This is a genomic window from Deferribacter thermophilus (assembly GCF_049472675.1).
Taxonomy (GTDB): Bacteria; Chrysiogenota; Deferribacteres; order Deferribacterales; family Deferribacteraceae; genus Deferribacter; species Deferribacter thermophilus.
This window is the reverse complement of sequence record NZ_JAPNXM010000001.1, coordinates 37,816-59,972: the sequence shown is the minus strand read 5'-3', so window position 1 is coordinate 59,972 and position 22,157 is coordinate 37,816. Positions and strand designations below refer to the sequence as shown.

The following is a 22,157-nucleotide window of genomic DNA, read 5'->3' as shown; positions in this document are numbered from 1 at the left end:
ATTATAACCCTAAAATATTGTATCCACTATCCACATACAATATATCACCTGTAACACCACTTGCCAAATCACTACAAAGGAAAAGTGCCGCCTTTGCCACATCATCTTGAGTAACATTTCTTCTTAATGGTGCTCTCTCCTCAATCAATGACAAAATTGATCTAAATCCAGCAACACCGCTTGCTGCCAAAGTTTTTATTGGACCTGCAGAAATAGCATTTACTCTGATTTTTTTCTCACCAAGCTCATTTGCTAAATATCTAACCGAAGCCTCTAATGCAGCTTTTGCAACCCCCATAACATTGTAATTTTTAACTACTTTTACTGAGCCATAATAGGTCATAGTTACTATTGAGCCCTCTTCATTCATTAAAGGTTCTGATAATTTGGCAAGCTTTACAAGAGAATAAGCACTTACCTCCATTGCAGTTAAAAACCCTTCTCTACTTGTATCGATAAATCTACCTTTCAAGTCCTCTGCAGGCGCATAAGCAATAGAGTGAACAAGTATATCAAACTTTCCAAACTCTTTTTCTACAACCTTAAATGTTTCTTCTAACTCCAACTCATTTGTAACATCACATTTAACACAAAATTTACCACCAAGCTCTTCAGAAATAGGCTTAACCCTTTTTTCCAAAGGTTCGGATGCATAAGTAAAGCCTAACTCTGCTCCTTCCTCTTTAAATCTCTTTGCAATTGCATAAGCAATAGATTTATTATTTGCTACTCCAAAAATTAATGCTTTTTTACCTTCTAACAATCCCATTATCAAACCTCCTAAATATAATTTACTAACTCATTTATATGTTTTATAGATAACAGTTCAACCGATTTGTCTGAAATTGTATTCAGATTACCTACTATCTTATTTATACTAAAGCGTTTTGCTTCCTTTAATCTAATATCCAAAAAAGAAGGTATCCTTACCTCTCCTGTCAATCCAACCTCACCAAGAAATAACATCCCTCTTTCTAAGACATTATCCCTAAAAGAAGAAATTATCGCAGCACAGACTGCCAAATCAACTGAAGGCTCCGTTATTTTCAAACCTCCAACTATATTCAAATAAACATCACAGGTAGACAAATTAAACCCACATTTCTTTTCCAAAATAGCAAGCAACATATTTAACCTATTCAAATCAAATCCAGTTACATTCCTCTTTGGATAATTAAAATATGTTTGCGAAACAAGCGCTTGTATTTCCACCAAAAAAGCTCTTGTCCCTTCCATTACAACTGTAAGAGCCCTACCTGGGGCATCACTGTTATTATCAATAAAACTACTTGATCTGTATTCAATGAGCCCTTTACCTGACATTTCAAAAAGCCCCACCTCATTGGTGGAACCAAACCTGTTTTTTACAGCTCTTAAAATTCTCAAACCTCTTTCATAGTCCCCTTCAAAATAAAGCACTGTATCTACTAAATGCTCTAAAACCTTAGGTCCAGCAATAACACCATCTTTTGTTACCTGCCCTACTATAAATACCGAAATACCCTTGCTTTTTGCAAACTCTACCAACTTATGTGTTACATATTTTACCTGGCTAACTGTTCCTGCAGCAGATGAGATTTCCGAAGAATAAATTGTTTGTATAGAGTCAATTATAATCACATCAGCTCTTTTATCACTCAATGAATCCAAAACATCTTCTATATTATTTGTCGCAGAAAAATATAGCTCATCACCATTAATATTCAATCTATCACACCTAAGTTTTAACTGTGTTAAGGATTCCTCACCACTGAAATAAATGACTCTTTTCCCAAGTTTTGATAATTTATCAGATATTTGTAGCATAATTGTTGATTTACCAATACCAGGTTCACCACCTATTAAAACTACGCCACCTTTTACAACCCCTCCTCCTAAAACCTGATCAAACTCATTAATTCCGGTACTAAATCTTTCAGTTTCAACACCTTCTATTTCAGATATTCTCTTTATTTCTAATCCATTTCTTTTCTTTCTAATTTCACTTTGTGACTCTTCAATTTCTTCCACAAAGCTATTCCAGCTACTACATTCACTGCATTTTCCAACCCATTTTGGTGTTTTATAGCCGCAGACCTGACAGACAAAAGAGGTTTTACTCTTCTTCATCCAAAAACTCTTCTATTGTCATCTGGTACCCTTTAAAAGGGATATTCAAATGTTCATAAGCAAGCGGTGTAACTACCCTACCTCTTGGAGTCTTTTTAATAAAACCTTTATAAATAAGATAAGGTTCTATCACATCCTCCAAAGTATCCTTCTCCTCTGAAAGGGTAGCTGACAAAGTTTCAATACCCACAGGTCCCCCATTATACTTTTCAATAATTGCTAACAAAAAGTTTCTATCATTTATGTCAAGTCCAGCACTATCTATTTCAAGACGATTTAGCCCAAAATCTGCAATCTCTTTAGTAACTACACCATCATTCATAATTTCTGCGAAATCTCTAACTCTACGCAAAATTCTATGGGCTATCCTTGGTGTACCACGACATCTTGAGGCAATAACCATCGCGGCACTATCATCTATTTTCACCCCCAATACTTTTGCCCCTCTTAAAACTATTTGTTTAAGCTCATCAACATCATAAAAATCCAATCTAAATATCATCCCAAATCTATCCCTAAGAGGCGAAGTTAGTAAGCCTGCTCTTGTAGTTGCACCGATTAAAGTAAATTTTGGTAAATCAATTTTTATAGTCCTTGCAGCTGGCCCCTGACCTATAATTATGTCAAGTTTAAAATCCTCCATAGCAGGATACAGTATTTCCTCAACAGATGTATGTAATCTATGAATTTCATCAATAAACAAAACATCACCTTCCGAAAGATTGGTCAGTATCGCAGCTAAATCACCTGGTTTTTCAATAGTAGGGCCACTAGTAGATTTTATACTTACACCAAGCTCGTTTGCTATAATATTTGCTAAAGTAGTTTTCCCAAGCCCTGGAGGCCCATAAATAAGACAGTGATCTAACGGCTCTCCTCTCTTTTTAGCTGCTTCAACAAATATTTTAAGATTTTCTATAATCTTTTTCTGACCAACATACTCATCAAAACTATTTGGTCTTATATGAATCCCCTGAATATCCTCTTCCCTTCTTTCTGGATCAAACATTTCTCTCATTAAACACCCAAAATATCAGCATTTTTGGACAAAGCTTCTATTAAAAAGGCGATATGCTCATCCAGATCCACACCTAACTCTTCTACCCCTTTATAGATGTCCTCTCTATTTACACCCCTTGCAAACGATTTATCTTTTAGTTTTTTCTTTACACTTTTAACTTTCACATTTGCTATTTTTTTATCTGGTCTTACATAAGCACAGGCAAGTAAAAAACCTGAAAGCTCATCTACAGCAAAAAGTGTTTTAGCCATCAAAGTTTTTCTTTCAACACCAGTATAATCTGCATGACCTAAAATAGCCTCTATTATATCTTCTGGATAGCCTTTTTCTTTTAGAATCTCTGCACCTTTATAGGGATGCTCATTTTCAGAAGGGTATTTTTCATAGTCAAAATCGTGAAGCAAACCCACAACCCCCCACTTTTCCACATCTTCACCAAATTTTTCTGCATAAGCTCTCATTGCAGTTTCTACAGCTAAAGCATGCTTTATAAGACTATCACTTTTAGTATATTCTGTTAGCAATTTATAAGCTTCCTCCCTACTAATATTCATCAAATACCCCCTTTATTTTTACCTTTATAAACCAAAATTGAACCTATAACAATCATAATAATACTTGCAAGATGCGGAGCTCTCAAAAACCCTATCATCAAATCATCTGCTCTAAAGCAAGTTACAAACCCTCTAATGACACCATAAAAGATAAGATACAATCCAGAAATCACACCTTTTCCAATATTATTGTCATCTTTCCAAAGTCTAATAAGAAAATATCCACATATAAAATTTAATATCATTTCATAAAAAAATGTGGGATGCACAGGCAATGTTCCAAAGTCCTGATAAGCTGGAGGATTATATTTTGGAGAAAAACTAATCCCCCAAGGGACATACTCTTTTAATTCATAAATTTTTCCTTGAAATTGCACAGTCAACGCACCTTTTTCTTTTATTAAATCCATTAATTTAGAGACTTCGACTGGATGGTTTTTCAAACCAAAGGTTTTTAAAACCGTACTCCAGAATTCTGGAAAAACATTTTTAACTTTAAATATAATCGATGGTGGAGTAATAGTGGGTACCCCATGAGCTTCACCATTTGCAAAATTGCCAAATCTTCCAATCCCTTGAGATATTAATAAAAAAGGTAAAACCATATCCCCATATTGAAAAATTTTTATCCCATATTTTTTACAATATAAATATGCAGCAATTATCCCTCCTATAATACCACCATGAATAGCAAGTCCACCATGCCATATTGCAATAATCTCTTTTGGATATCTACTGTAAAAATCCCATTTCAAAATTACATAATAGATTCTTGCTCCTATAATAGCACCTAAAAAAGTGACAATTATCAAATTTTCTATTAACTCCTTAGAGAAACCAAGCTTTTGCCCCTTTTTTTTGACGAAATATAAAGTCATTAAAATCCCAATCAAATACATCAAACTGTAAACCCTAAGCTCAAATACACCTATTTTGAATATATACGGGAACACTATTTTTCCCCCTTTCTTGAGCCAAATATTATTGCTACAAATATTAAAATTATTCCAATAAATTTAAACTTGTCAATAGTCTCACCAAAAAAGATATAAGCTAAAAATGAAGCTATAACAGGCTCACCAAGGGTGGTAAGAGAAACCACACTTGTTTTAATATACTTTAAAGCCCAATTAAAAGCTGTATGACCCAAGTTTTGCGATACCACAGCTAACAAGACCATAAAAATATAAGATTTTACGCTGTAACCAGTAAAAGGGATTTGCATTAAAATGGAAGTTATCAATAAAATTACTGCTGCAAAAGTATACACCAAAACTATGTAGCTTAAAATATCCATTTTTTCTCTTAGTTTGCTACCCACCATTAAATAAAGACTTACAAAAAATGCCGATGATATTGCCAAAAAATCCCCGATAAGTGCCTTTTCTCCAAAAGCAAAATCTGCATTTGAATCACCCAAAGCTAATATTGCAGATCCAGCTATTGCCAGAATAATGGCAATTATTATCTCTTTGCTCTGCTTCTCCTTTAATATAACATAAGATAAAATTGCCACAAATATAGGACCAGTAGATAGTAAAACAACACTACTTGCAACAGAAGTATATTTTAACGATTGAAACCATGTAACAAAATGCAAAGCTAAAAATAAACCACCAGCAAAGCCATAAATAAAATCCACTTTTTGAAAATCAAACCTTTTACCACCTTTTCTGAAATAAATAATAATTAAAATGGTAGAAGCAATCACAAGCCTATATGTTGCTATCATTATTGAAGGTACATCTTCACAAAACCTTACAAAAATTGCAGCAAACGAAACAGATATTATACCAAATAGTAAAACAAGGTAAACCCTAACCATTTATTCCCCTATTGAAATATTTTCTCAATAAAAATGGGCTTACTTCAGAAATTATTATTGAAAGTAAAATAAGAAAAGAACCAATATATTGCTTAAAGGTAAGTATCTCAGCCCCTATTAGATAACCAAAAAATGCAGCTGATACAGGCTCAAAAGTAAATATCAAAGCAGCCTTTGTCGGTGTAGTATATTTTTGCATCAATATTTGAATGAAAAAAGCCACCACAGTAGCAAAAACGCCTGTTAATATAAACGCAAATATCAGCTCTCCATCAAAAGTAATTTTAAATAAGTTTTCTTTAAACAGAAGTGAAAAAAGAAAAGATAAAACAAAAATCACTAAAAACTGAATAAAAGTTAAAATAACCACATCATATTTTTTCGAATAAATATCTATCAAAATTATATGTATAGCGATAAAAAAAGCATTTAGAATAAGAAATATTATACCAATATTAAACTCTGCAACTTCACCATAAAAAGATATCATATATAGACCACTCAAAGCAAAAATTACACCTATTATAGAGGTGATTCTTGGGATTTGTTTCAAAAAAATCACACTTAAAATTGGTACAAATATAACATATAAACCAGTTAAAAACCCTGCAATCGAAGCAAGTGTATATTTCAAACCTACTGTTTGAAAAGCAAAAACAGCAAAAAGTGTCAAACCCAAAAACAAACCAGGGACAAAGGAATCTCTCAATTTATCTACTCTTTTGAATACAAACAAAAGCATAATTATCGTCGCTAACCCAAATCTAATTGTTAAAAAACTAAAGACATCTACATCTTCAATAGCTTCTTTAATGATAACAAAAGTAGAACCCCATATAAGACTTATAAAAATAAGTGATAAATCAGCAATATACTCTCTTAACTTTTCTCTCATAAATTATCCTGTAACTATTTGGCAATATAATACCAAAAACTAACAAAATTCCACCAACAAATTGAAACAACCCCATCTTTTCTTTAAATAACAGAAATGACATCAATAAAGTAGCAAAAGGCTCAATTGATGAAAATATGGAAACATAACTACTACCAATAAACTGTATAGCTTTATAAAGCAATATAATCCCCAAAGATGTTGGAATTAAACCTAACAAGAAAAGAAAAGGCAAATCTTTCATCGCTATAGTTCCTATACCCTTAAAACCAAAAAAAATATAAAAAAACAGAGCAAACAAAAGAACATAAAAAGTAAATGTATAGTAGTTGAGTTTAGTTAAAACTTTTTGCACAGTCAAAAGATAGCAGGTAAAAGTTAACATTGCCAAAATTCCCATCGATACATTGATTAATGGAATATTAAAATTTATTACATCATAAAAAATAAACAAAATTCCCAACCCTATGATAATAAGAGCAAAAACAGATATTTTATCAATCCTATTTTTATATATTAATGCAGCTAAAATTGTAACAGTAAAAGGGTACATATAGAGTATAAATGAAGTCATAGAAGCACCAATGAGCTTTACAGATAAGAAAAAAAAAGTAGCTTGCAAACCATAAAGAACAAAGCCAACAATAAAACATAAAAAAAGATTCTGTTTTGATATTCTCAAAAGGTTTCTATCCTTTATCAAAATGTAAAGTAAAAAAATTACTGTTCCAAATAAAAATCTATAAAATAATAATGTGTTAGTATTATACCCTTTTAAATAACCAATCTTTGCAAAAATTGCTAAAGTGGCAAAACAAAAAGAGGAAATTATTGCCAATAAGCTCCCTTTAAAAAATATTGCCTGCATAAAGATATTTACTCCTTTTTGACATTTTTATATATTATTAATTTTTATTTTACAACTTTATAATTTCTGATATAAAATCTAAAATTTTAATATTTGCACCTAAAATGATTATTCATTTGTTTTAAAACAATACATTTTACACCAAAAGCCATAACCTGTTTTAAGTTCACTAAATTTTTTACATTATCGCTTGACACTTTTATAATCTCAACCTAAAATAAAATATAATTTTATTTCAAAGGAGGCAATTATGAGCTTAATGCAAAATTATTGGGAAAAAGCTAAAGAGCTTCAAAAAACTATTGTACTACCAGAAGGAAACGATGAAAGGATCATTGATGCTGCAAACACTCTACTTGAAAACAAATTGGCACAAGTAATCGTTTTAGGAAACGAAAATGAGTTAAAAGATAAATTAAAACCTGGCATTGAAATTATCAATCCAGAAACATCAAGCTATCTACAAGAATTTGCTCAAACTTATTACGAAAAAAGGAAAAACAAAGGGATAACTGAAGAAGAAGCTTTAGAGACCATGAAAGATGTAAACTACTTTGGATGTATGCTTGTTGAAAAAGGGTATGCTGATGGGGCTGTGACAGGTGCCTGCCATACAACTGCTGATGTTTTAAGGGCTGCCATCAGAGTAATAGGGACAAAACCTGGAATGAATACTGTTTCAAGCTGCTTTATTATGGTTACTCCAAAAAAAGAGTTTGGTAAAGATGGAGCAATCCTTTTTGCAGATTGTGCAGTAAATCCTAACCCTGATGCAAGGGTACTTGCAGAAATAGCAGTAGCTACCGCTGATAGTTGCAAAGCTTTCTTAGGAGAAGAGCCAAGAATAGCAATGCTTAGTTTTTCCACTAAAGGGAGTGCAAGCCACCCTGATGTAGATAAAGTGGTAAAAGCTACAGAAATAGTAAAAGAGCTTGCACCAGATTTAAAAGTTGATGGTGAGCTTCAAGCTGATGCCGCATTAGTTAAAGCTGTAGGTGAAAGAAAAGCACCAGGTAGTTCTGTTGCAGGCAGTGCAAATGTTTTAATCTTTCCTGATTTGGATGCAGGAAATATTGCTTACAAATTAGTCGAAAGGATTGCTTCAGCAGAGGCAATCGGTCCAATTATCCAAGGATTGAAGAAACCTGTAAACGATTTATCTAGAGGTTGTAAATATATGGATATAGTAAATGTTGCAGTAATAACATCACTACAGGCAAATTAACAGGGGGGTAAAATATGAAAATTTTAGCTTTAAATTGCGGAAGCTCATCAGTAAAATATCAACTTTATGACTGGGATAATGATAAACTTCTTGCAAAAGGGGTTGTAGAAAGGGTTGGTATTGGTGATTCTTTCATCGTCCATGAGGTTCCAGGAAGAGATACTCTCAGGGAAGAGTATGAGTGTCATGACCACAACACCGCTATTAATTTAGTAGTTCATACTCTTACAAGTAAAGAAAAAGGTGTAGTATCAGATATAAAAGAAATATCTGCAGTTGGACACAGGGTTGTTCATGGTGGAGAAAAATTTAAAAGAAGTACACTTATCGATGATGAAGTTATAAAAGCGATAGAAGAAGTCCAACACCTTGCTCCATTACACAATCCACCAAATCTAGCTGGGATTAGAGCTGCGCAAAAAGTACTACCTGATGTGCCACATGTGGCTATTTTCGATACAGCCTTTCATCAAACTATGCCAAGACATGCATATTTATATGCTGTACCTTATGAATGGTATGAAAAATATGGTGTTAGAAGATATGGGTTTCATGGAACAAGCCATTTGTATGTATCTAAAAGAGCAGCTGTCCTTTTAGGAAAAGACCCTAAAGAGTGCAACATCATAACCATGCACGTAGGAAATGGTGTATCTCATACAGCTATTAAAAACGGTGTATCCGTAGATACATCAATGGGTCTTACTCCGTTAGAAGGTGCTGTAATGGGAACAAGATGTGGAGATTTGGACCCAGCAATTCCTCTTTTTATGCAGCAAATTTTAGATATAGGGCCTAAAGAGATGGATACAATCCTCAATAAAAAATCTGGGATTTTAGGACTCACAGGCAAATACACTGACAGAAGGGATGTATTAGAAGGTGCTGAGCAAGGGGATGAGCGCTGTAAAATAGCATTAGAAGTGGAAGCTTACAGATTGAAAAAGTATATAGGTGCCTATATGGCAGTATTAGGGAGAGTTGATGCGATAGTATTTACTGCTGGTGTTGGAGAAAACGCTGGAATTATCAGACAGATGGCTCTTGAAGGATTAGAAGAGCTTGGGATAAAAATTGATAAAGAGAAAAATTTAAAAACAAGAAGTAAAGACGGAGAAACAGAAATTTCAACTCCAGATTCCAAAGTAAAAGTATTTGTTATACCAACAAATGAAGAGAGAGTTTTTATAGAAGATGTTGTTGCAATTCTAAACGGCACTTATAAAGAACACACAGAGTATCCATACACTTTCTTAAAATAAAAAAAGGGGGATAATTGCCCCCTTTTTATAATTTATTCTAAAAATTCAATATTATGACCCTTTTTTAATCGCTGAATAAGTTCCTCGTAATATATTTTCCTTTTGATACTTAATAATTTTGCAAAAGCTTCGTTTTTATTTGTTATACCATTTGATTTCATAAAGCTTTCAAGTTCTTTCTCGTCCACTTTTATTTTTCCATTAACCTTATCATCAATAAGATGTAGCAAATATAAAGTATCATTATCCAAATTTGGATGAGAATGCTTTAATTTATTAATATCTTTTTCTTTGTAAATAGACTTTGCATAACTTAATAGAAGTTCTCTTTCTATATAAAATTCAGCTAATTTCCTTCTTCCATCTTTACTTTTCAAATAATTATCATATTTTTTACCAGCAACATTGTTTACATAATTTTTCAAATCAGCATCGGTAATCTTTTTACCATCAAAAACTGCAACAACATTTGCAAAGACAACAGTTGAAATAAAAATAAACATAAAAATTAAAACAACTTTTTTTCTCATACTGATACCATCCTTAAGATTCTTTTTAAAAAAAGGGGAGCAAAGCTCCCCTACCTATTATTTAATATCACTTATTTTAGGTGAAGGTAGCCCTATATTAATTGCCTTGGAAAGTGGTGAGTTTTCATCTTTTAAGTTAAGCTCTTTTACTTTCCACTTTTCATAATCTTTATAAACTTTGTGCTTACCATATTTTTTCCCAAGATATTTATCTTTATTTTTGTATCTTTCTAACCACCTTTCCCACTGAGCTTTTGTTATAAACCCTTTCTTATAAGCCTGTTCTACATTAGCTTTAACAACTTCCCAGTAATTTGGAATGATTTTATAGAGTGCAGGAACAGAATCCTGTTCTTCGGTGAAGATACCATATAATCCACCTGGTATATCATATAATTTATAGGTAAAAAATTTAGTTGGGCTATCGCTTTCATAAATCTTTTTAGCTTCCTCAACACCGTGCTCAGCACCCCAAGCTATCATCTTCTGTAAATTATGTTGTAATTCCCAAATACCATGCCATTGAACATAGTCAGCGCCCTGCATTGCAGCACCATGTCTAAATCTTCTACCTTCATGATGCCATGAATTGTACATAATCTCAGAAGCTTCAGTATACCAACCTGCATTAATTACAGTATCAGAGAACTTCTTCTCTTTACCATCTACAGTTTTAGCTTTAAGTGGTTTTATGAGACCTTTCTTTTCATAAAGCTTTGTCCAATAAACAAACTGTCTTCTCAGCTCATTGTATTGAAGATTAACTAAATCATACACAAGGAAATAGTCCTCAACAAAGTTTGGCGCATGACAAGCTTTACATGCTGTTTTCATTCTTTCTTGTTTTTCTTGCCATGTCCCAATCTTTTCTTCTTGCCATATTGTCCTATAACTCCATGGAGCTTGAGATTCCCAAGATAATCTTTCACTTACATTATGGGTACTCTTTAAACCATTAATAGCATCCATATGACATGTTGTACAAACAGGGAAATCTAACGGAGTATCACCAGTTTTCTTAGTATTATAATCAAGGTTTAACTCACCTTGAGCCATCTTAGTAGTAAATATGTTACCATGCTTTGACTCTAAATAAATCTCAATGTGAGGATGGTCTGGTCCTAAGTGACATTCACCACAGGTATATGGGTTATGTGCCTGAGCTAAGTCAAATGTATGCTTGGAGTGACATACATCACACTCACCTACACTACCATCAGGCCACAAAGCAGAAATATTGTGACACTGCTCACAACCCTGTTTTGTACCAATGATAGGTTCAAATACAGCTCTATCAGCTGGTGCATAAAGCCAGAAAGGATATGCATGTTTACTTAAAGTATTTTCTTCTACTTCGTCAGGGTGGCAATTAGCACAATCTTTTGGTGTAGGATGCTTTGCAACATATTTTCCGTAATGTTCCATTGCATCAAAATCACTTTGTTCAGCTTCATGACAGCTAAGACAACCAATACCATTTTTGGCATGCGCACTTTCCGCCCATTGATCATGAACTTTTGGTGCTACTTTCATATCCTGGTGACAAGAAATACATTTTGCACTGTCGGCATCAACTTGAACCCCTTTGATTTCGAGTGCAAAAACAGATGAAGTTAGTAAAAACACCGATAAAACAATTAATAAATAACGCATACACACCTCCTACAAATTCGTTAATTGAAGGATACAATATCTATTTTAAACATACAGTAAAAGATTTTAGTTTTGTGTAAATTTTGTAAATAATCTTCTTTACAAATTTTACATCGACTTAACGATTATTAAAAACTTTTTACTTTATTCATGACAAAATTAATTAAGAAATTTATGGAGGTGGTCATGAAAACAAAGATTTTTATTTTAATGTTTTTTTTACTATCTTTCTTAGTAGTAAATGTCCTAGCTGACCAACACCCTGTTAATAAGGGTAACTCTACTTGTATTAGCTGCCACAAAGATGTTACTCCAGATGTTGTAAAACAATGGCAAGAAAGCGCACACGGTTTAATCGATGTTGAATGTGGTGTTTGCCATGGTGATTCAAATAATTTCAATGCTAAACCCACTGATGAAACCTGTTTAGGCTGCCACTCAACTCAGGTTGAAAATAACATGGCTAAAGATAGGGAATGTTCAAGCTGTCATATAGCACATAACTTTACTATTCATAAAGTTCATCAATATAAGTAGGAGGGCATTATGTCACTAAGTAGAAGAGATTTTATTAAACTTTCCATAGCATCAGCAACTGCTGCATCAATAGGCTTATCTTTACCAAAACAAGCAGAATCAAAAGAATTAGTAGATAAATGGGTAAAAGGTGTTTGTAGATTCTGTGGAACTGGATGTGGAGTTTATGTTGGTGTAAAAGATGGGAAAGTAGTTGCTATCAAAGGAAATCCTGATGCAAAAACTAACTTTGGTTTCCTATGTATAAAAGGTTTTCTTGCATACAAATGTATGTATCATCCAGATAGATTAAAACATCCAATGATTAGGCAAAAAGATGGAAAATTTAAAAAGGTATCATGGGATGAGGCTTTAGATTATGTAGTTAATAAGTTCAAATATTACCATAAAAAATATGGTAAAGACGCTGTAGCATATTACGGTTCAGGACAATGTACAACTGAGGAAAGTTACACATTTAACAAATTGTGGAAGGGTGGTTTTAGAAGCAATATGGTAGAAGGTAACCCAAGACTGTGTATGGCTAGTGCAGTAGGTGGTTATATTACTACTTTCGGCTCAGATGAACCGGTTGGTAGCTATGCTGACATAGAAAGTGCTAAATGCATATTTTTAGTTGGTTCTAACACCAGTGAATGCCACCCTATTATTTTTAGACGTATAATGAGACACAAAATGAATAACCCAGAAGTCAAAGTTATCGTATGTGAGCCAAGAAAAACAAATACTGCAAAAATAGCAGATTTATGGCTACCAGTTGACCCAGGTACTGACCTTGCTGTATTCCACTCAATGGCAAGAGAGATTATTAAAAACAACTGGCATGATAAGAAATTTATTGATGAACATACAAGAATCACTGATGGCAAAAACGTTTATACTTTTGACAAATATGTAGAATTTTTAGAACAATTTACACCAGAAACTGTTGAAAAGCTTTCAAGATGCCCCGCAGAAAGTATCAAAAAAGCTGCAAAATGGTTTGCCACTAGTGGTGCAACCATGACACTTTGGACCATGGGATTAAATCAAAGGACAAGAGGTGTATGGGCAAATAACCTGATTCACAACTTACACCTTATTACTGGAAATATCTGTAAGCCTGGAGCTGATTCATTCTCCCTTACTGGGCAACCAAATGCCTGTGGTGGTGTTAGAGAAACTGGTTCACTCTGCCACTTATTACCAGGCACTAAGCCTGTAAGTGATAATAAATGGCGTGCTCATGTAGAAAAGGTATGGGGACTTAAACCAGGAACAATTGATCCAAAACCTGGTTTTCACACAATAAAAATGTTCGATTCTTTAGGTGGTGAGAACGATTCTACTAAACCTATAAAAGCAATGCTCACCTCCACAACCAATCCTGCTCAATCACTCCCAAATTTAAACAAGTATATAAAAGGGATGAAAGATGCCTTTCTTGTGGTAATCGATATTTTCCCCACTAAAACAACTCAACTTGCTGATGTTGTTTTACCAGCAGCATTTCTTTATGAAAAAGGTGGGGTTTATGGATGTAGTGAAAGAAGAAGTCAGCTCACCGAAAAAGCAGTTAACCCACCAGGAGAAGCAAAACCTGACATCTGGATTGCAGCTCAAATCGCTAAAAGAATGGGGTTTGAAAAGCTAATACCATGGAATATGGATGATTCTATGAAAGCCAATGAAATGGCTTGGACTGATTACATCACCGTTACTAAAGATACAGACCACAGTCTATGGGGTGCAACATACGATAGATTGAAAAAGGATAAAGCTGGTATCCAGTGGCCTTGCCCATATCCAGGACATCCTGGGACATACAAACGTTATGTTCGTGGTATGGATCCAATGTTTGAGCATGAAGAATTTAAAAAATTCTTTGGGAAAAAGATACCAAAAGATGCAAAAATCTATTTCTACATGGATAAAAAAGGGGAAGGGAAAGCAAACATCTGGCTTAGACCTTATAAAGGGCCTGCAGAAGTACCTGATGCAGAATATCCATTTTATCTAACCACTGGTAGAGTAATCGCTCACTGGCATACAGGCACCATGACAATGAGAATACCTGAAATAGCAAGAAGTTATCCTTATGCATTTGTGGAAATACACCCAGATGATGCTAAAAAATATAATATTTTTGAAGGGGATTTGGTTGAAATCGTTAGTAGAAGAGGTAAAGCAATATTACCTGCAAGAATTACTAAAAATTCCCTCCCTGGGATCCTATTCGTACCATGGTTTGACCAAGAAATCAGTAGAATGATAAACTTTGTTTGCAATGACGCAGTGGATCCAGGCTCTAAAGAACCTGAATTCAAAATTGCAGCTGTAAAAATAAGAAAACATACTGGTGCTACAAAACTCACTGAAAAAGTAATCATTTCTGATATAAATTCAAACTATTATTAATAACAGGGCTCTGTAAGAGCCCTTTTTTTTTCTAAAAGGAGGTTTTATGTTATACTGTGGCTGCATAATTTTTATTAAGGATGGAAACTTTGAAGCCGTAAAAGAGGAAATATATAAATATAAAGAGATATCACTTTTTACAAAAAGTGATGATAATAAAATGATTGTTGCAACAATTGAAGCAGAATCAGATAAAGAAATTGAAAAGATAATAAACGAACTCAAACAAAATGAATATATTATAGATATTTCCCCACACTATTTACACTTTGAAGAAGAAGTAGAAAGATTGATAAAAACAGGAGAAAAGCCTGACTTAACTGGTTTTTCAAAGAGTGAGAGAAGAAAAATAACTAATGGATAAAAAAAAGCTACAAAAATTTTTTAATACAAATCCATTTAAAGGGTTTTTTAAGAAAAACAGGCTTAGACCGCCTGGTGCTGTTGAAGAATCAAAATTTATGGAATTATGCATAAGATGTGCAAGGTGTATAGAAGTATGCCCTTATGATTCCATAAAAAGAGCTGATATTTTTGAAAGACTGCAAATTGGTACACCATATATTTTTGCAGAAGAAAAAGGGTGTTATCTCTGTATGAAGTGCCCATCAGTGTGTCCCACAGGAGCACTTGATAACAATCTTAAAGAGCCTGAAAAGGTGGAAATGGGTATAGCAGTAATAAATCAAGAAACTTGCTTAAATTTTAAATATTATCTGGATGAAAAAGCTGGTATTACCGAAGAAGGGCTTTTGTGCAGCTTTTGTTATGATGTTTGCCCTTTGAGAGATAAAGCTATTGTTATGGAACATTTTATCTTGCCTGTTATCACTGATGAATGTGTTGGTTGCGGTGTTTGCACTGAAAAATGCCCTACTACACCCAAGTCTGTAAATATAATCCCAAAAGGGATGGAACAAAAAGAATTAGCTGGTTTTTATTATCGAAAATTAAGGATAAATGCTCAAAAAAAATCATCAAAAATCAAAGAGGAATATGAAAACAAAACTGAGTCAGAAGTTAAGAAAAAGGAGAACATCTCATCTTTTGGAGTAAAACCTGAATTTAAAAATAACTTTGAGCCGATGGATACCATAGACGAATGGGAAGAACAATGAAAAAATCAAAATTACGCTTATATCGTAAACTTTCCCAAATTTTAACATTTTTAATAATGTTTATTATCCCTTTGCTAAATATTTATGGTATAAATTTTATTAAAGGCACATTTTACTCTCTCGATGTTGGTGATATTGCTGTTGCAGATCCAATAGCTATTTTTCAAGCGTTTTTTGTATCAAAGAAGTTTGTTCTTTCAATGGTTATCTCTGTGATAATCCCAATAATGTTAGTCTTAATTCTTGGTAGAATATGGTGTAGCTGGATGTGCCCATATCACTTTTTAACTGAACTAATAAATAACTTTCGAAAAGTTTTCTTCAAAAATAGTAAATGGAAAATTAGGTATAAAAAAATATCAAAAGTAAATCTTTTTAGATTTGGATTTCTTATTATTGGGATTTTTTTGACAGGAATTGCTGGTATTCCATTATTAAATCTTATTTCAGCACCAGGAATTATCTCTTCTCAAACATTAGTTTTAATCAAATTTCATTACTTTACATTTGAAATCTTCTTCATAATAGCACTTTTAATTTTTGAGTTTATTTTAGGAAACTTTTTGTGGTGTCGATATTTCTGTCCAACTGGAACATTTTTGTCAATTTTTAGAACCAAAAAAGGGTTAAAAGTTGAAAAAATAAGGGAGAATTGCTCAAATTGTTTAAGTTGTATTAAAAATTGCACAATGGGGATAAACCCTATGACAGATGGTGATAACTATCTTTGTCACAACTGTGGGGACTGTATTTCAGTTTGCCCTGATAATAAAACCGAAGATACATTGAAATTTACCTTTAAATAAATATTGATTTAGATATGTTAATCTTATAAAATTAAATTATGCAGTATAAAGTTTTGATTGTAGATGATGATTACGAGATTTTAGAAATACTAAAACTTTTTTTAGAAATGGAAAACTTTGATGTGGTAACAACTCAAAGCGGGTTAAATGCTCTCAATTTAATAAAAAATAATCAATATGACTTAATCCTACTGGATTTGGGGCTTTCTGATATAGATGGGGAGCATATATGTAAAAAGATAAGAGAATTTAGCGATGTTCCCATTATCATATTAACAGCTAAAGAATCTGTCTCAAATAAAGTATTGTGCTTTGAGTATGGATGCGATGATTACATTATTAAACCGTTTGAAAAGATGGAACTATTAGCAAGAATAAAAGCTGTATTAAGACGAAGTAATAAAGTAAAATCTTCAAATGATGATAATATAATTATAACTCCACCCTTCGAATTAAACCTTGAAGAAGGCTACTGTAAAAAAGATGGTGAGAAAATAGATTTAACTACCAAAGAGTTGGAAATATTATCATATTTGGTTAAAAATGCAGGGAAAAATTTAAAACGGGATCAGATTATTAAACACGTGTGGGGTGACGATTCACTCTATGAATGGTCAAGAGCTCTCGATGTTCATATTCAGCATATCAGACAAAAGATTGAGCAAAATCCTAAAAAACCAAAATTTATTAAAACTATCCCAGGCATCGGTTATAAATTTGATATAAACTCTTCACAATGAAGCTCACACCTAAAATTATAATAATACTAAACATAACCACGCTGATTATATTAATCCCTTTTTTCATGATACTTTGGCACAATCAAAAAATCTTGATAATGAGACAAGCCCATATTCAAGCTAAAACATTATTTGATATGATTGTTATTACAAGACAGTGGGTCGCTGAAAATAGGGATGAAATAAAACCTGTACCTGCTGTTGCTACAAAGCAACTCTCAAAATATGCAAATAAATTTGCTGATTTTAGATTTCATATAACAAGTGATAATTTAGTAAATCCAGAAAACAAACCTGATACTTTTGAAAAATATGCTTTAAAAGAGTTTAAAAAAGGGGTGAAAGAGGTTTACCGTATTGAAATAACTTCAGAAAACCAATTAGTTTACAGATATATGGCACCTCTTTACATAAATAAATCCTGTTTAAATTGCCATCAATATCAGGGGTATAAAGTTGGTGACTTGAGAGGTGGCATCTCTGTTTATGTCCCAATCGATAATATGATTAATACACTTAGACAAAACCAAAAAACTACTATCTTTCTGGTGATAACTGCATACTTTTTATTAAATTTCGTTTTAATAATTTTACTTAGAAAAACTGTGTTAAAACCTATTAAAATATTAGAAACAGGAACTAAGGCTATAGAAAACAAAGACTTTTCACATAAAATAATAATAAATACTAATGATGAATTTTCTCAGTTAGCAAAAGCATTCAACATAATGATTGAAAAGATTTCAGAACATGAAAAAGATTTAAAAACAAAAATAAAACAAGCAGTAGGACAATACACAATAACAGTTGAGCAATTAAAGGAAACCAATGAAAACTTAAAGAAATTGGCAAATTTCAAATCAGATATTATCGATTCTTTGGCTCATGAAATAAGAACACCTCTTACCAAAATTGTATCCTGTATAGAAATACTGCAATCAGATAATTCCATTAAACAAAATAAGTGTATTGAAATTTTGAGCAGAAATTCTCTGATACTAAAAGAGTTATTTGATAAGATTTTGCTTTTAAACAAATTAGAATACTCCAAATACGAATTTAATTTTTCTGAAATAGACATGGAGAGTCTAATAAAATATATTTTATCAAAATTTATGCTGGAAATTGAAACAAAAAATATTAACATTAACTATAATATCAAAGAGAAAAAAATTATTTGTGACCCAACACTTATCGAAATATTAATTTCCAACCTAATTTCAAACGCTGTAAAATATAATGTAGAAAATGGAGAGATATTTATTGATATCTATTCAGATGACAAAAATTATATAATCAAGGTAAAAGATACTGGTATAGGTATTGATGAAAACGAAAAAAAGGAGATATTCAAAAGATTTTATAGATCAAGTAGTGTCAAAAAACTTTACTCTGGTACTGGGCTTGGTCTAAGTCTCGTAAAAAGGATATTGGATAATCTAAATGGTAGAATTGAGATTCTATCAGAAAAAAATAAATATACAGAATTTATTATATACCTTCCGAAAAAAAAATAAATATTTTGAATTAAATAACCTTACTTAAATACTCAATAATTTCACCAAGTTCTTTTATTTTAGTATCAACATCTTCTCTGTTTTTAGAATCTATTGCATTTTTAACACAGCTTCCAAGATGAGCATTTAACATTTTTACATTTGCCTTTTTTAATAGCGAAATTGAAGCAAGAATCTGTTTTGAAATATCTATGCAGTATTTTCCATCCTCTACCATTTTTATAACTGCTTCTACCTGCCCTTTTGCTGTTTTCAAATATTGTAGAGCCTCTTCTCTTTTCATAATACACCCTTTCTAATAAGCGGAGAAAACTCTCCGCTTAAATTATAAATCTTTAATCTCTTTTACTTCATATCCAGCTTCGTCAATTGCATTAACCAAATCCTCATTATTAATATTTTCACCACTCACTACCGCTTTCCCAATCTCAACATTTTCCACAGTAATACCATTTACTGATTCAAGCTCCTTTTTTACATGCATTACACAGTGATGACATGACATACCTTCGATAATTATCTCTTTTTTCATAAGTACCTCCTCATTTATTTAGTTTAAATCTTTTTAATCTCAGTGCATTACTGACAACTGAAACAGAGCTAAACGCCATAGCTGCAGCTGCAATAATTGGGCTTAACAGCGGTCCTCCAAAAATATGTAAAACTCCAGCTGCAATAGGTATCCCTAAAGTATTATATGCAAAAGCCCAAAACAGATTTTGTTTTATATTTTTTATAGTTGCCTTACTAAGCTGAATTGCTGTAACCACATCCATTAAATCGTTTTTCATCAAAACGATATCCGCTGATTCCATTGCTACATCTGTGCCTGAACCTATGGCTATCCCCACATCAGCCTGAGCAAGCGCAGGAGCATCATTTACACCATCACCAACCATAGCGACAATCTTGCCTTCTTCTTGTAGCTTTTTCACTTCATTTGCTTTATCCTCAGGTAAAACTTCTGCCAAGACGATATCAATACCCACCTCTTTTGCAATAGCCTCTGCAGTCCTTTTATTATCACCAGTTAGCATAGCAACCTTTATACCCATATCATGAAGTTTCTCAATGGCTGCTTTACTTGTAGATTTTACCTTATCTGCAATACCAATTATACCAGCTAATTTATCATTAATTGCTATAAAAATAAGTGTTTTACCTTCTTTTGAAAGCTTCATAATTTCATCTTTTATATCTATTTCGATATTTTTATTTTCCATTAATTTACGATTACCTATTAAAATCTTTTTATCATCAATTATTGCTTCAACCCCCTGTCCAGGAATAGACATAAACTTTTGGATAACCTTTAGTTCAACCCCTTTTTGTTCAGCATATTTTACTATCGCTTCACCAAGAGGGTGTTCTGAGCCCTTTTCAGCAGAAGCTGTAAAACTCAGTATCTCATCTTCTGTAAACCCATCTATCGAAATAACATCAGTTACATCTGGCTTACCTTCAGTAATTGTCCCCGTTTTATCAAAAATCACCACATTTACCTTATGAGCTATTTCAAGTGCCTCACCACTTTTTATCAATATCCCAAGTTCTGCGCCTTTGCCTGTGCCAACCATTATTGCTGTAGGGGTAGCAAGACCCAAGGCACAAGGGCAAGCTATAACCAAAACTGAAATAAATATTTTGAGAGCAAAAACATAGCCTGCTCCAGCTAAATACCATCCAAAAGAAGAAAAAATAGCTATTAAAATAACAGCTGGAACAAAATAACTAGCCACAATATCGGCCAATCTTGCAATGGGAGCCTTAGAACCTTGTGCATCCTCAACCAATTTAATAATCTGAGATAGAATAGTATCTTTTCCTACCTTTTCTGCTTTAAATTTTATAGTTCCATTTTTATTAATTGATCCACCTATAACCTTATCACCAGGCTTCTTTTCAACAGGGATACTTTCACCTGTCAACATAGACTCGTCAACTGATGTAAAACCTTCAATAACTACCCCATCAACTGGTATTCTCCCACCTGGTTTCACAATAATTATATCTCCAACCTCTACCTCTTCCACAGATATCTCTATCTCTTCACCATCCTTTATAATTAATGCAGTCTTTGGTTTTAAATTCATCAGTTTTTTAATCGCATCAGAAGTCTTACCTTTTGCGAGGGTCTCAAGATATTTCCCAAAAAGTATAAGAGTTATAATCACAGCTGCTGTTTCAAAATATAAGTTTTTTGCGTAAATTATATTTCCCTTATAAATTTGAATTAATCCATAAAAGCTGTAAATAAAAGCAGACGATGTACCGATAGCAATCAAGGAATCCATATTTGGATTTAGCTTGAAAAGATTTTTAAAACCGATTGTATAAAATTTATAACCTACAACTAACACAGGTAAAACAAGAATAAGTTGTAATAGAGCAAAATAACGAGGGTTTGTATCAGGATTTATAATTTCTGGAAGAGGAAGTCCAACCATATGCCCCATGGAAATAATTAAAAGTGGTAAAGAAAAGATTGCAGATGCAATCAATTTTGTTTTCATTATTTTTATTTCTTTTTCTTTTCTATTCTTATCTTCATCAATTTTTTCATCCTCTACTACTTCAAGTGGTTTATAACCAGCATCTACTATCACTTTTTTAATATCTAATAATTTAACCTTTGTTGGATCAAATTTGATCGTAGCTTTTTCTGATGCTAAGTTAACATTTGCAGAAATAACACCATCAAGTTTATTCAATTTTTTTGATATAATATTTGAACATGCTGCGCAGGTCATCCCTTCAATTGGGATGGTTACTATCTTTTCACTTGTTGGTAATTCTAACTCATACCCTGCATTTTTTACAGTTTCTTTTAAAATCTCATCATTAACTTTTTTAGGATCAAATTTTATATACATTTTTTCAGAGGCAAGATTTACACTGACATCTTCTACCCCTTCTAATTTTGACACTTTCTTCTCTATCCTGTTTGCACAAGCAGCGCATGTCATCCCTTTTACATTGTAAACTTTTTCTAACACCTCTAACCTCCAATACCCCCACCCTCAGGGGTAGCCCTAATATATAAAAACAAAAATCATTTTCAAGTATTTTATGAAATCTTAATGAAAATATGCTATAATTA

General features: G+C 32.7%; 22 protein-coding genes. 9 read left to right on the top strand and 13 right to left on the bottom strand.

What is annotated here, in order from left to right; all coding sequences use genetic code 11:
- Position 1 precedes the first annotated feature (1 nt).
- From OWM07_RS00285 to OWM07_RS00250, 8 genes are read right to left on the bottom strand one after another with little or no spacing between them, the layout of a single operon-like run.
- On the bottom strand, positions 2-769 hold the full coding sequence (locus OWM07_RS00285; RefSeq protein WP_423301669.1) for an enoyl-ACP reductase FabI: 768 nt from the start codon (positions 767-769) through the stop codon (positions 2-4).
- Positions 770-780: 11 nt separating this feature from the next.
- Positions 781-2,109 (bottom strand): DNA repair protein RadA, encoded by a 1,329-nt coding sequence (gene radA / locus OWM07_RS00280; RefSeq protein WP_423301668.1) that lies wholly within the window; start codon positions 2,107-2,109, stop codon positions 781-783.
- On the bottom strand, positions 2,096-3,127 hold the full coding sequence (gene ruvB, locus OWM07_RS00275) for a Holliday junction branch migration DNA helicase RuvB (protein WP_423301667.1): 1,032 nt from the start codon (positions 3,125-3,127) through the stop codon (positions 2,096-2,098). Before ruvB ends, radA begins: the two co-directional genes overlap by 14 nt.
- On the bottom strand, positions 3,127-3,684 hold the full coding sequence (locus OWM07_RS00270; protein WP_423301666.1) for an HD domain-containing protein: 558 nt from the start codon (positions 3,682-3,684) through the stop codon (positions 3,127-3,129). Before OWM07_RS00270 ends, ruvB begins: the two co-directional genes overlap by 1 nt.
- Positions 3,684-4,637, bottom strand: coding sequence for a prolipoprotein diacylglyceryl transferase (gene lgt, locus OWM07_RS00265; protein WP_423301665.1), 954 nt, complete (start codon positions 4,635-4,637; stop codon positions 3,684-3,686). The genes OWM07_RS00270 and lgt overlap by 1 nt, the downstream gene beginning before the upstream one ends.
- Positions 4,637-5,509 carry a DMT family transporter gene (locus OWM07_RS00260; protein ID WP_423301664.1) on the bottom strand — a complete coding sequence of 291 codons (873 nt, stop codon included), beginning with the start codon at positions 5,507-5,509 and terminating at the stop codon, positions 4,637-4,639. The genes lgt and OWM07_RS00260 overlap by 1 nt, the downstream gene beginning before the upstream one ends.
- Positions 5,502-6,404 (bottom strand): DMT family transporter, encoded by a 903-nt coding sequence (locus OWM07_RS00255; protein ID WP_423301663.1) that lies wholly within the window; start codon positions 6,402-6,404, stop codon positions 5,502-5,504. Before OWM07_RS00255 ends, OWM07_RS00260 begins: the two co-directional genes overlap by 8 nt.
- Positions 6,373-7,272, bottom strand: a complete 900-nt coding sequence (locus OWM07_RS00250; protein ID WP_423301662.1) for a DMT family transporter — start codon at positions 7,270-7,272, stop codon at positions 6,373-6,375. The genes OWM07_RS00255 and OWM07_RS00250 overlap by 32 nt, the downstream gene beginning before the upstream one ends.
- Positions 7,273-7,522: 250 nt before the next feature.
- Between OWM07_RS00250 and pta the strand changes: the two genes are divergently transcribed.
- Together pta and OWM07_RS00240 are read left to right on the top strand one after the other, a co-directional pair.
- Entirely contained in the window at positions 7,523-8,497 is a 975-nt protein-coding gene (pta, locus tag OWM07_RS00245; protein ID WP_423301661.1) for a phosphate acetyltransferase, read from the top strand.
- A gap of 14 nt (positions 8,498-8,511) precedes the next feature.
- Positions 8,512-9,759 carry an acetate kinase gene (locus tag OWM07_RS00240; protein ID WP_423301660.1) on the top strand — a complete coding sequence of 416 codons (1,248 nt, stop codon included), beginning with the start codon at positions 8,512-8,514 and terminating at the stop codon, positions 9,757-9,759.
- A gap of 32 nt (positions 9,760-9,791) precedes the next feature.
- On the opposite strand, the gene OWM07_RS00235 is transcribed toward OWM07_RS00240, so the two are convergent.
- Together OWM07_RS00235 and OWM07_RS00230 are read right to left on the bottom strand one after the other, a co-directional pair.
- Entirely contained in the window at positions 9,792-10,289 is a 498-nt protein-coding gene (locus OWM07_RS00235; protein ID WP_423301659.1) for a hypothetical protein, read from the bottom strand.
- Positions 10,290-10,346: 57 nt separating this feature from the next.
- On the bottom strand, positions 10,347-11,942 hold the full coding sequence (locus tag OWM07_RS00230; RefSeq protein WP_423301658.1) for a multiheme c-type cytochrome: 1,596 nt from the start codon (positions 11,940-11,942) through the stop codon (positions 10,347-10,349).
- Positions 11,943-12,128: 186 nt separating this feature from the next.
- Here OWM07_RS00230 and OWM07_RS00225 point away from each other — a divergent pair, with 186 nt between their 5' ends.
- The 7 genes from OWM07_RS00225 to OWM07_RS00195 all read left to right on the top strand — a co-directional run bounded on the left by OWM07_RS00225 (position 12,129) and on the right by OWM07_RS00195 (position 19,057).
- Entirely contained in the window at positions 12,129-12,479 is a 351-nt protein-coding gene (locus OWM07_RS00225; RefSeq protein WP_423301657.1) for a cytochrome c3 family protein, read from the top strand.
- A 9-nt stretch (positions 12,480-12,488) separates the two neighbouring features.
- Positions 12,489-14,876: a molybdopterin oxidoreductase family protein gene (locus OWM07_RS00220; RefSeq protein WP_423301656.1), complete on the top strand. Its 2,388-nt coding sequence runs from the start codon at positions 12,489-12,491 to the stop codon at positions 14,874-14,876.
- Between the two features lie 46 nt (positions 14,877-14,922).
- Positions 14,923-15,240: a chaperone NapD gene (locus OWM07_RS00215; RefSeq protein WP_423301655.1), complete on the top strand. Its 318-nt coding sequence runs from the start codon at positions 14,923-14,925 to the stop codon at positions 15,238-15,240.
- Positions 15,233-15,994 (top strand): 4Fe-4S dicluster domain-containing protein, encoded by a 762-nt coding sequence (locus OWM07_RS00210; RefSeq protein WP_423301654.1) that lies wholly within the window; start codon positions 15,233-15,235, stop codon positions 15,992-15,994. The genes OWM07_RS00215 and OWM07_RS00210 overlap by 8 nt, the downstream gene beginning before the upstream one ends.
- Positions 15,991-16,800, top strand: coding sequence for a 4Fe-4S binding protein (locus OWM07_RS00205; RefSeq protein WP_423301653.1), 810 nt, complete (start codon positions 15,991-15,993; stop codon positions 16,798-16,800). Before OWM07_RS00210 ends, OWM07_RS00205 begins: the two co-directional genes overlap by 4 nt.
- A gap of 38 nt (positions 16,801-16,838) precedes the next feature.
- Complete coding sequence (locus OWM07_RS00200) at positions 16,839-17,540, top strand: response regulator transcription factor (protein WP_423301652.1); 702 nt, start codon at positions 16,839-16,841, stop codon at positions 17,538-17,540.
- 98 nt (positions 17,541-17,638) lie between these two features.
- Complete coding sequence (locus OWM07_RS00195) at positions 17,639-19,057, top strand: ATP-binding protein (protein WP_423301651.1); 1,419 nt, start codon at positions 17,639-17,641, stop codon at positions 19,055-19,057.
- Positions 19,058-19,067: 10 nt separating this feature from the next.
- Here the strand turns inward: OWM07_RS00195 and OWM07_RS00190 are convergent, their stop codons facing one another.
- Genes OWM07_RS00190 through OWM07_RS00180 form a run of 3 tightly spaced genes read right to left on the bottom strand, consistent with a single transcriptional unit; the run spans position 19,068 to position 22,023 of the window.
- Positions 19,068-19,340: a metal-sensing transcriptional repressor gene (locus tag OWM07_RS00190; RefSeq protein WP_423301650.1), complete on the bottom strand. Its 273-nt coding sequence runs from the start codon at positions 19,338-19,340 to the stop codon at positions 19,068-19,070.
- A gap of 42 nt (positions 19,341-19,382) precedes the next feature.
- Positions 19,383-19,589, bottom strand: coding sequence for a heavy-metal-associated domain-containing protein (locus OWM07_RS00185; RefSeq protein ID WP_423301649.1), 207 nt, complete (start codon positions 19,587-19,589; stop codon positions 19,383-19,385).
- Between the two features lie 10 nt (positions 19,590-19,599).
- Positions 19,600-22,023 (bottom strand): heavy metal translocating P-type ATPase, encoded by a 2,424-nt coding sequence (locus OWM07_RS00180; protein ID WP_423301986.1) that lies wholly within the window; start codon positions 22,021-22,023, stop codon positions 19,600-19,602.
- Positions 22,024-22,157 lie beyond the last annotated feature (134 nt).

What these genes read in the sequence shown, in the direction of transcription:
- OWM07_RS00240 (WP_423301660.1), top strand. Translation starts at nt 8,512, where the DNA reads ATGAAAATTTTAGCTTTAAATTGCGGAAGCTCATCAGTAAAATATCAA.
- OWM07_RS00250 (WP_423301662.1), bottom strand. Translation starts at nt 7,272, where the DNA reads ATGCAGGCAATATTTTTTAAAGGGAGCTTATTGGCAATAATTTCCTCT.
- pta (WP_423301661.1), top strand. Translation starts at nt 7,523, where the DNA reads ATGAGCTTAATGCAAAATTATTGGGAAAAAGCTAAAGAGCTTCAAAAA.
- OWM07_RS00235 (WP_423301659.1), bottom strand. Translation starts at nt 10,289, where the DNA reads ATGAGAAAAAAAGTTGTTTTAATTTTTATGTTTATTTTTATTTCAACT.
- OWM07_RS00210 (WP_423301654.1), top strand. Translation starts at nt 15,233, where the DNA reads ATGGATAAAAAAAAGCTACAAAAATTTTTTAATACAAATCCATTTAAA.
- OWM07_RS00200 (WP_423301652.1), top strand. Translation starts at nt 16,839, where the DNA reads ATGCAGTATAAAGTTTTGATTGTAGATGATGATTACGAGATTTTAGAA.
- OWM07_RS00215 (WP_423301655.1), top strand. Translation starts at nt 14,923, where the DNA reads ATGTTATACTGTGGCTGCATAATTTTTATTAAGGATGGAAACTTTGAA.
- OWM07_RS00230 (WP_423301658.1), bottom strand. Translation starts at nt 11,942, where the DNA reads ATGCGTTATTTATTAATTGTTTTATCGGTGTTTTTACTAACTTCATCT.
- OWM07_RS00255 (WP_423301663.1), bottom strand. Translation starts at nt 6,404, where the DNA reads ATGAGAGAAAAGTTAAGAGAGTATATTGCTGATTTATCACTTATTTTT.
- OWM07_RS00190 (WP_423301650.1), bottom strand. Translation starts at nt 19,340, where the DNA reads ATGAAAAGAGAAGAGGCTCTACAATATTTGAAAACAGCAAAAGGGCAG.
- OWM07_RS00260 (WP_423301664.1), bottom strand. Translation starts at nt 5,509, where the DNA reads ATGGTTAGGGTTTACCTTGTTTTACTATTTGGTATAATATCTGTTTCG.
- radA (WP_423301668.1), bottom strand. Translation starts at nt 2,109, where the DNA reads ATGAAGAAGAGTAAAACCTCTTTTGTCTGTCAGGTCTGCGGCTATAAA.
- ruvB (WP_423301667.1), bottom strand. Translation starts at nt 3,127, where the DNA reads ATGAGAGAAATGTTTGATCCAGAAAGAAGGGAAGAGGATATTCAGGGG.
- OWM07_RS00225 (WP_423301657.1), top strand. Translation starts at nt 12,129, where the DNA reads ATGAAAACAAAGATTTTTATTTTAATGTTTTTTTTACTATCTTTCTTA.
- OWM07_RS00285 (WP_423301669.1), bottom strand. Translation starts at nt 769, where the DNA reads ATGGGATTGTTAGAAGGTAAAAAAGCATTAATTTTTGGAGTAGCAAAT.
- OWM07_RS00270 (WP_423301666.1), bottom strand. Translation starts at nt 3,684, where the DNA reads ATGAATATTAGTAGGGAGGAAGCTTATAAATTGCTAACAGAATATACT.
- OWM07_RS00185 (WP_423301649.1), bottom strand. Translation starts at nt 19,589, where the DNA reads ATGAAAAAAGAGATAATTATCGAAGGTATGTCATGTCATCACTGTGTA.
- OWM07_RS00220 (WP_423301656.1), top strand. Translation starts at nt 12,489, where the DNA reads ATGTCACTAAGTAGAAGAGATTTTATTAAACTTTCCATAGCATCAGCA.
- OWM07_RS00180 (WP_423301986.1), bottom strand. Translation starts at nt 22,023, where the DNA reads ATGACATGCGCTGCTTGTGCAAACAGGATAGAGAAGAAAGTGTCAAAA.
- OWM07_RS00195 (WP_423301651.1), top strand. Translation starts at nt 17,639, where the DNA reads ATGAGACAAGCCCATATTCAAGCTAAAACATTATTTGATATGATTGTT.
- OWM07_RS00205 (WP_423301653.1), top strand. Translation starts at nt 15,991, where the DNA reads ATGAAAAAATCAAAATTACGCTTATATCGTAAACTTTCCCAAATTTTA.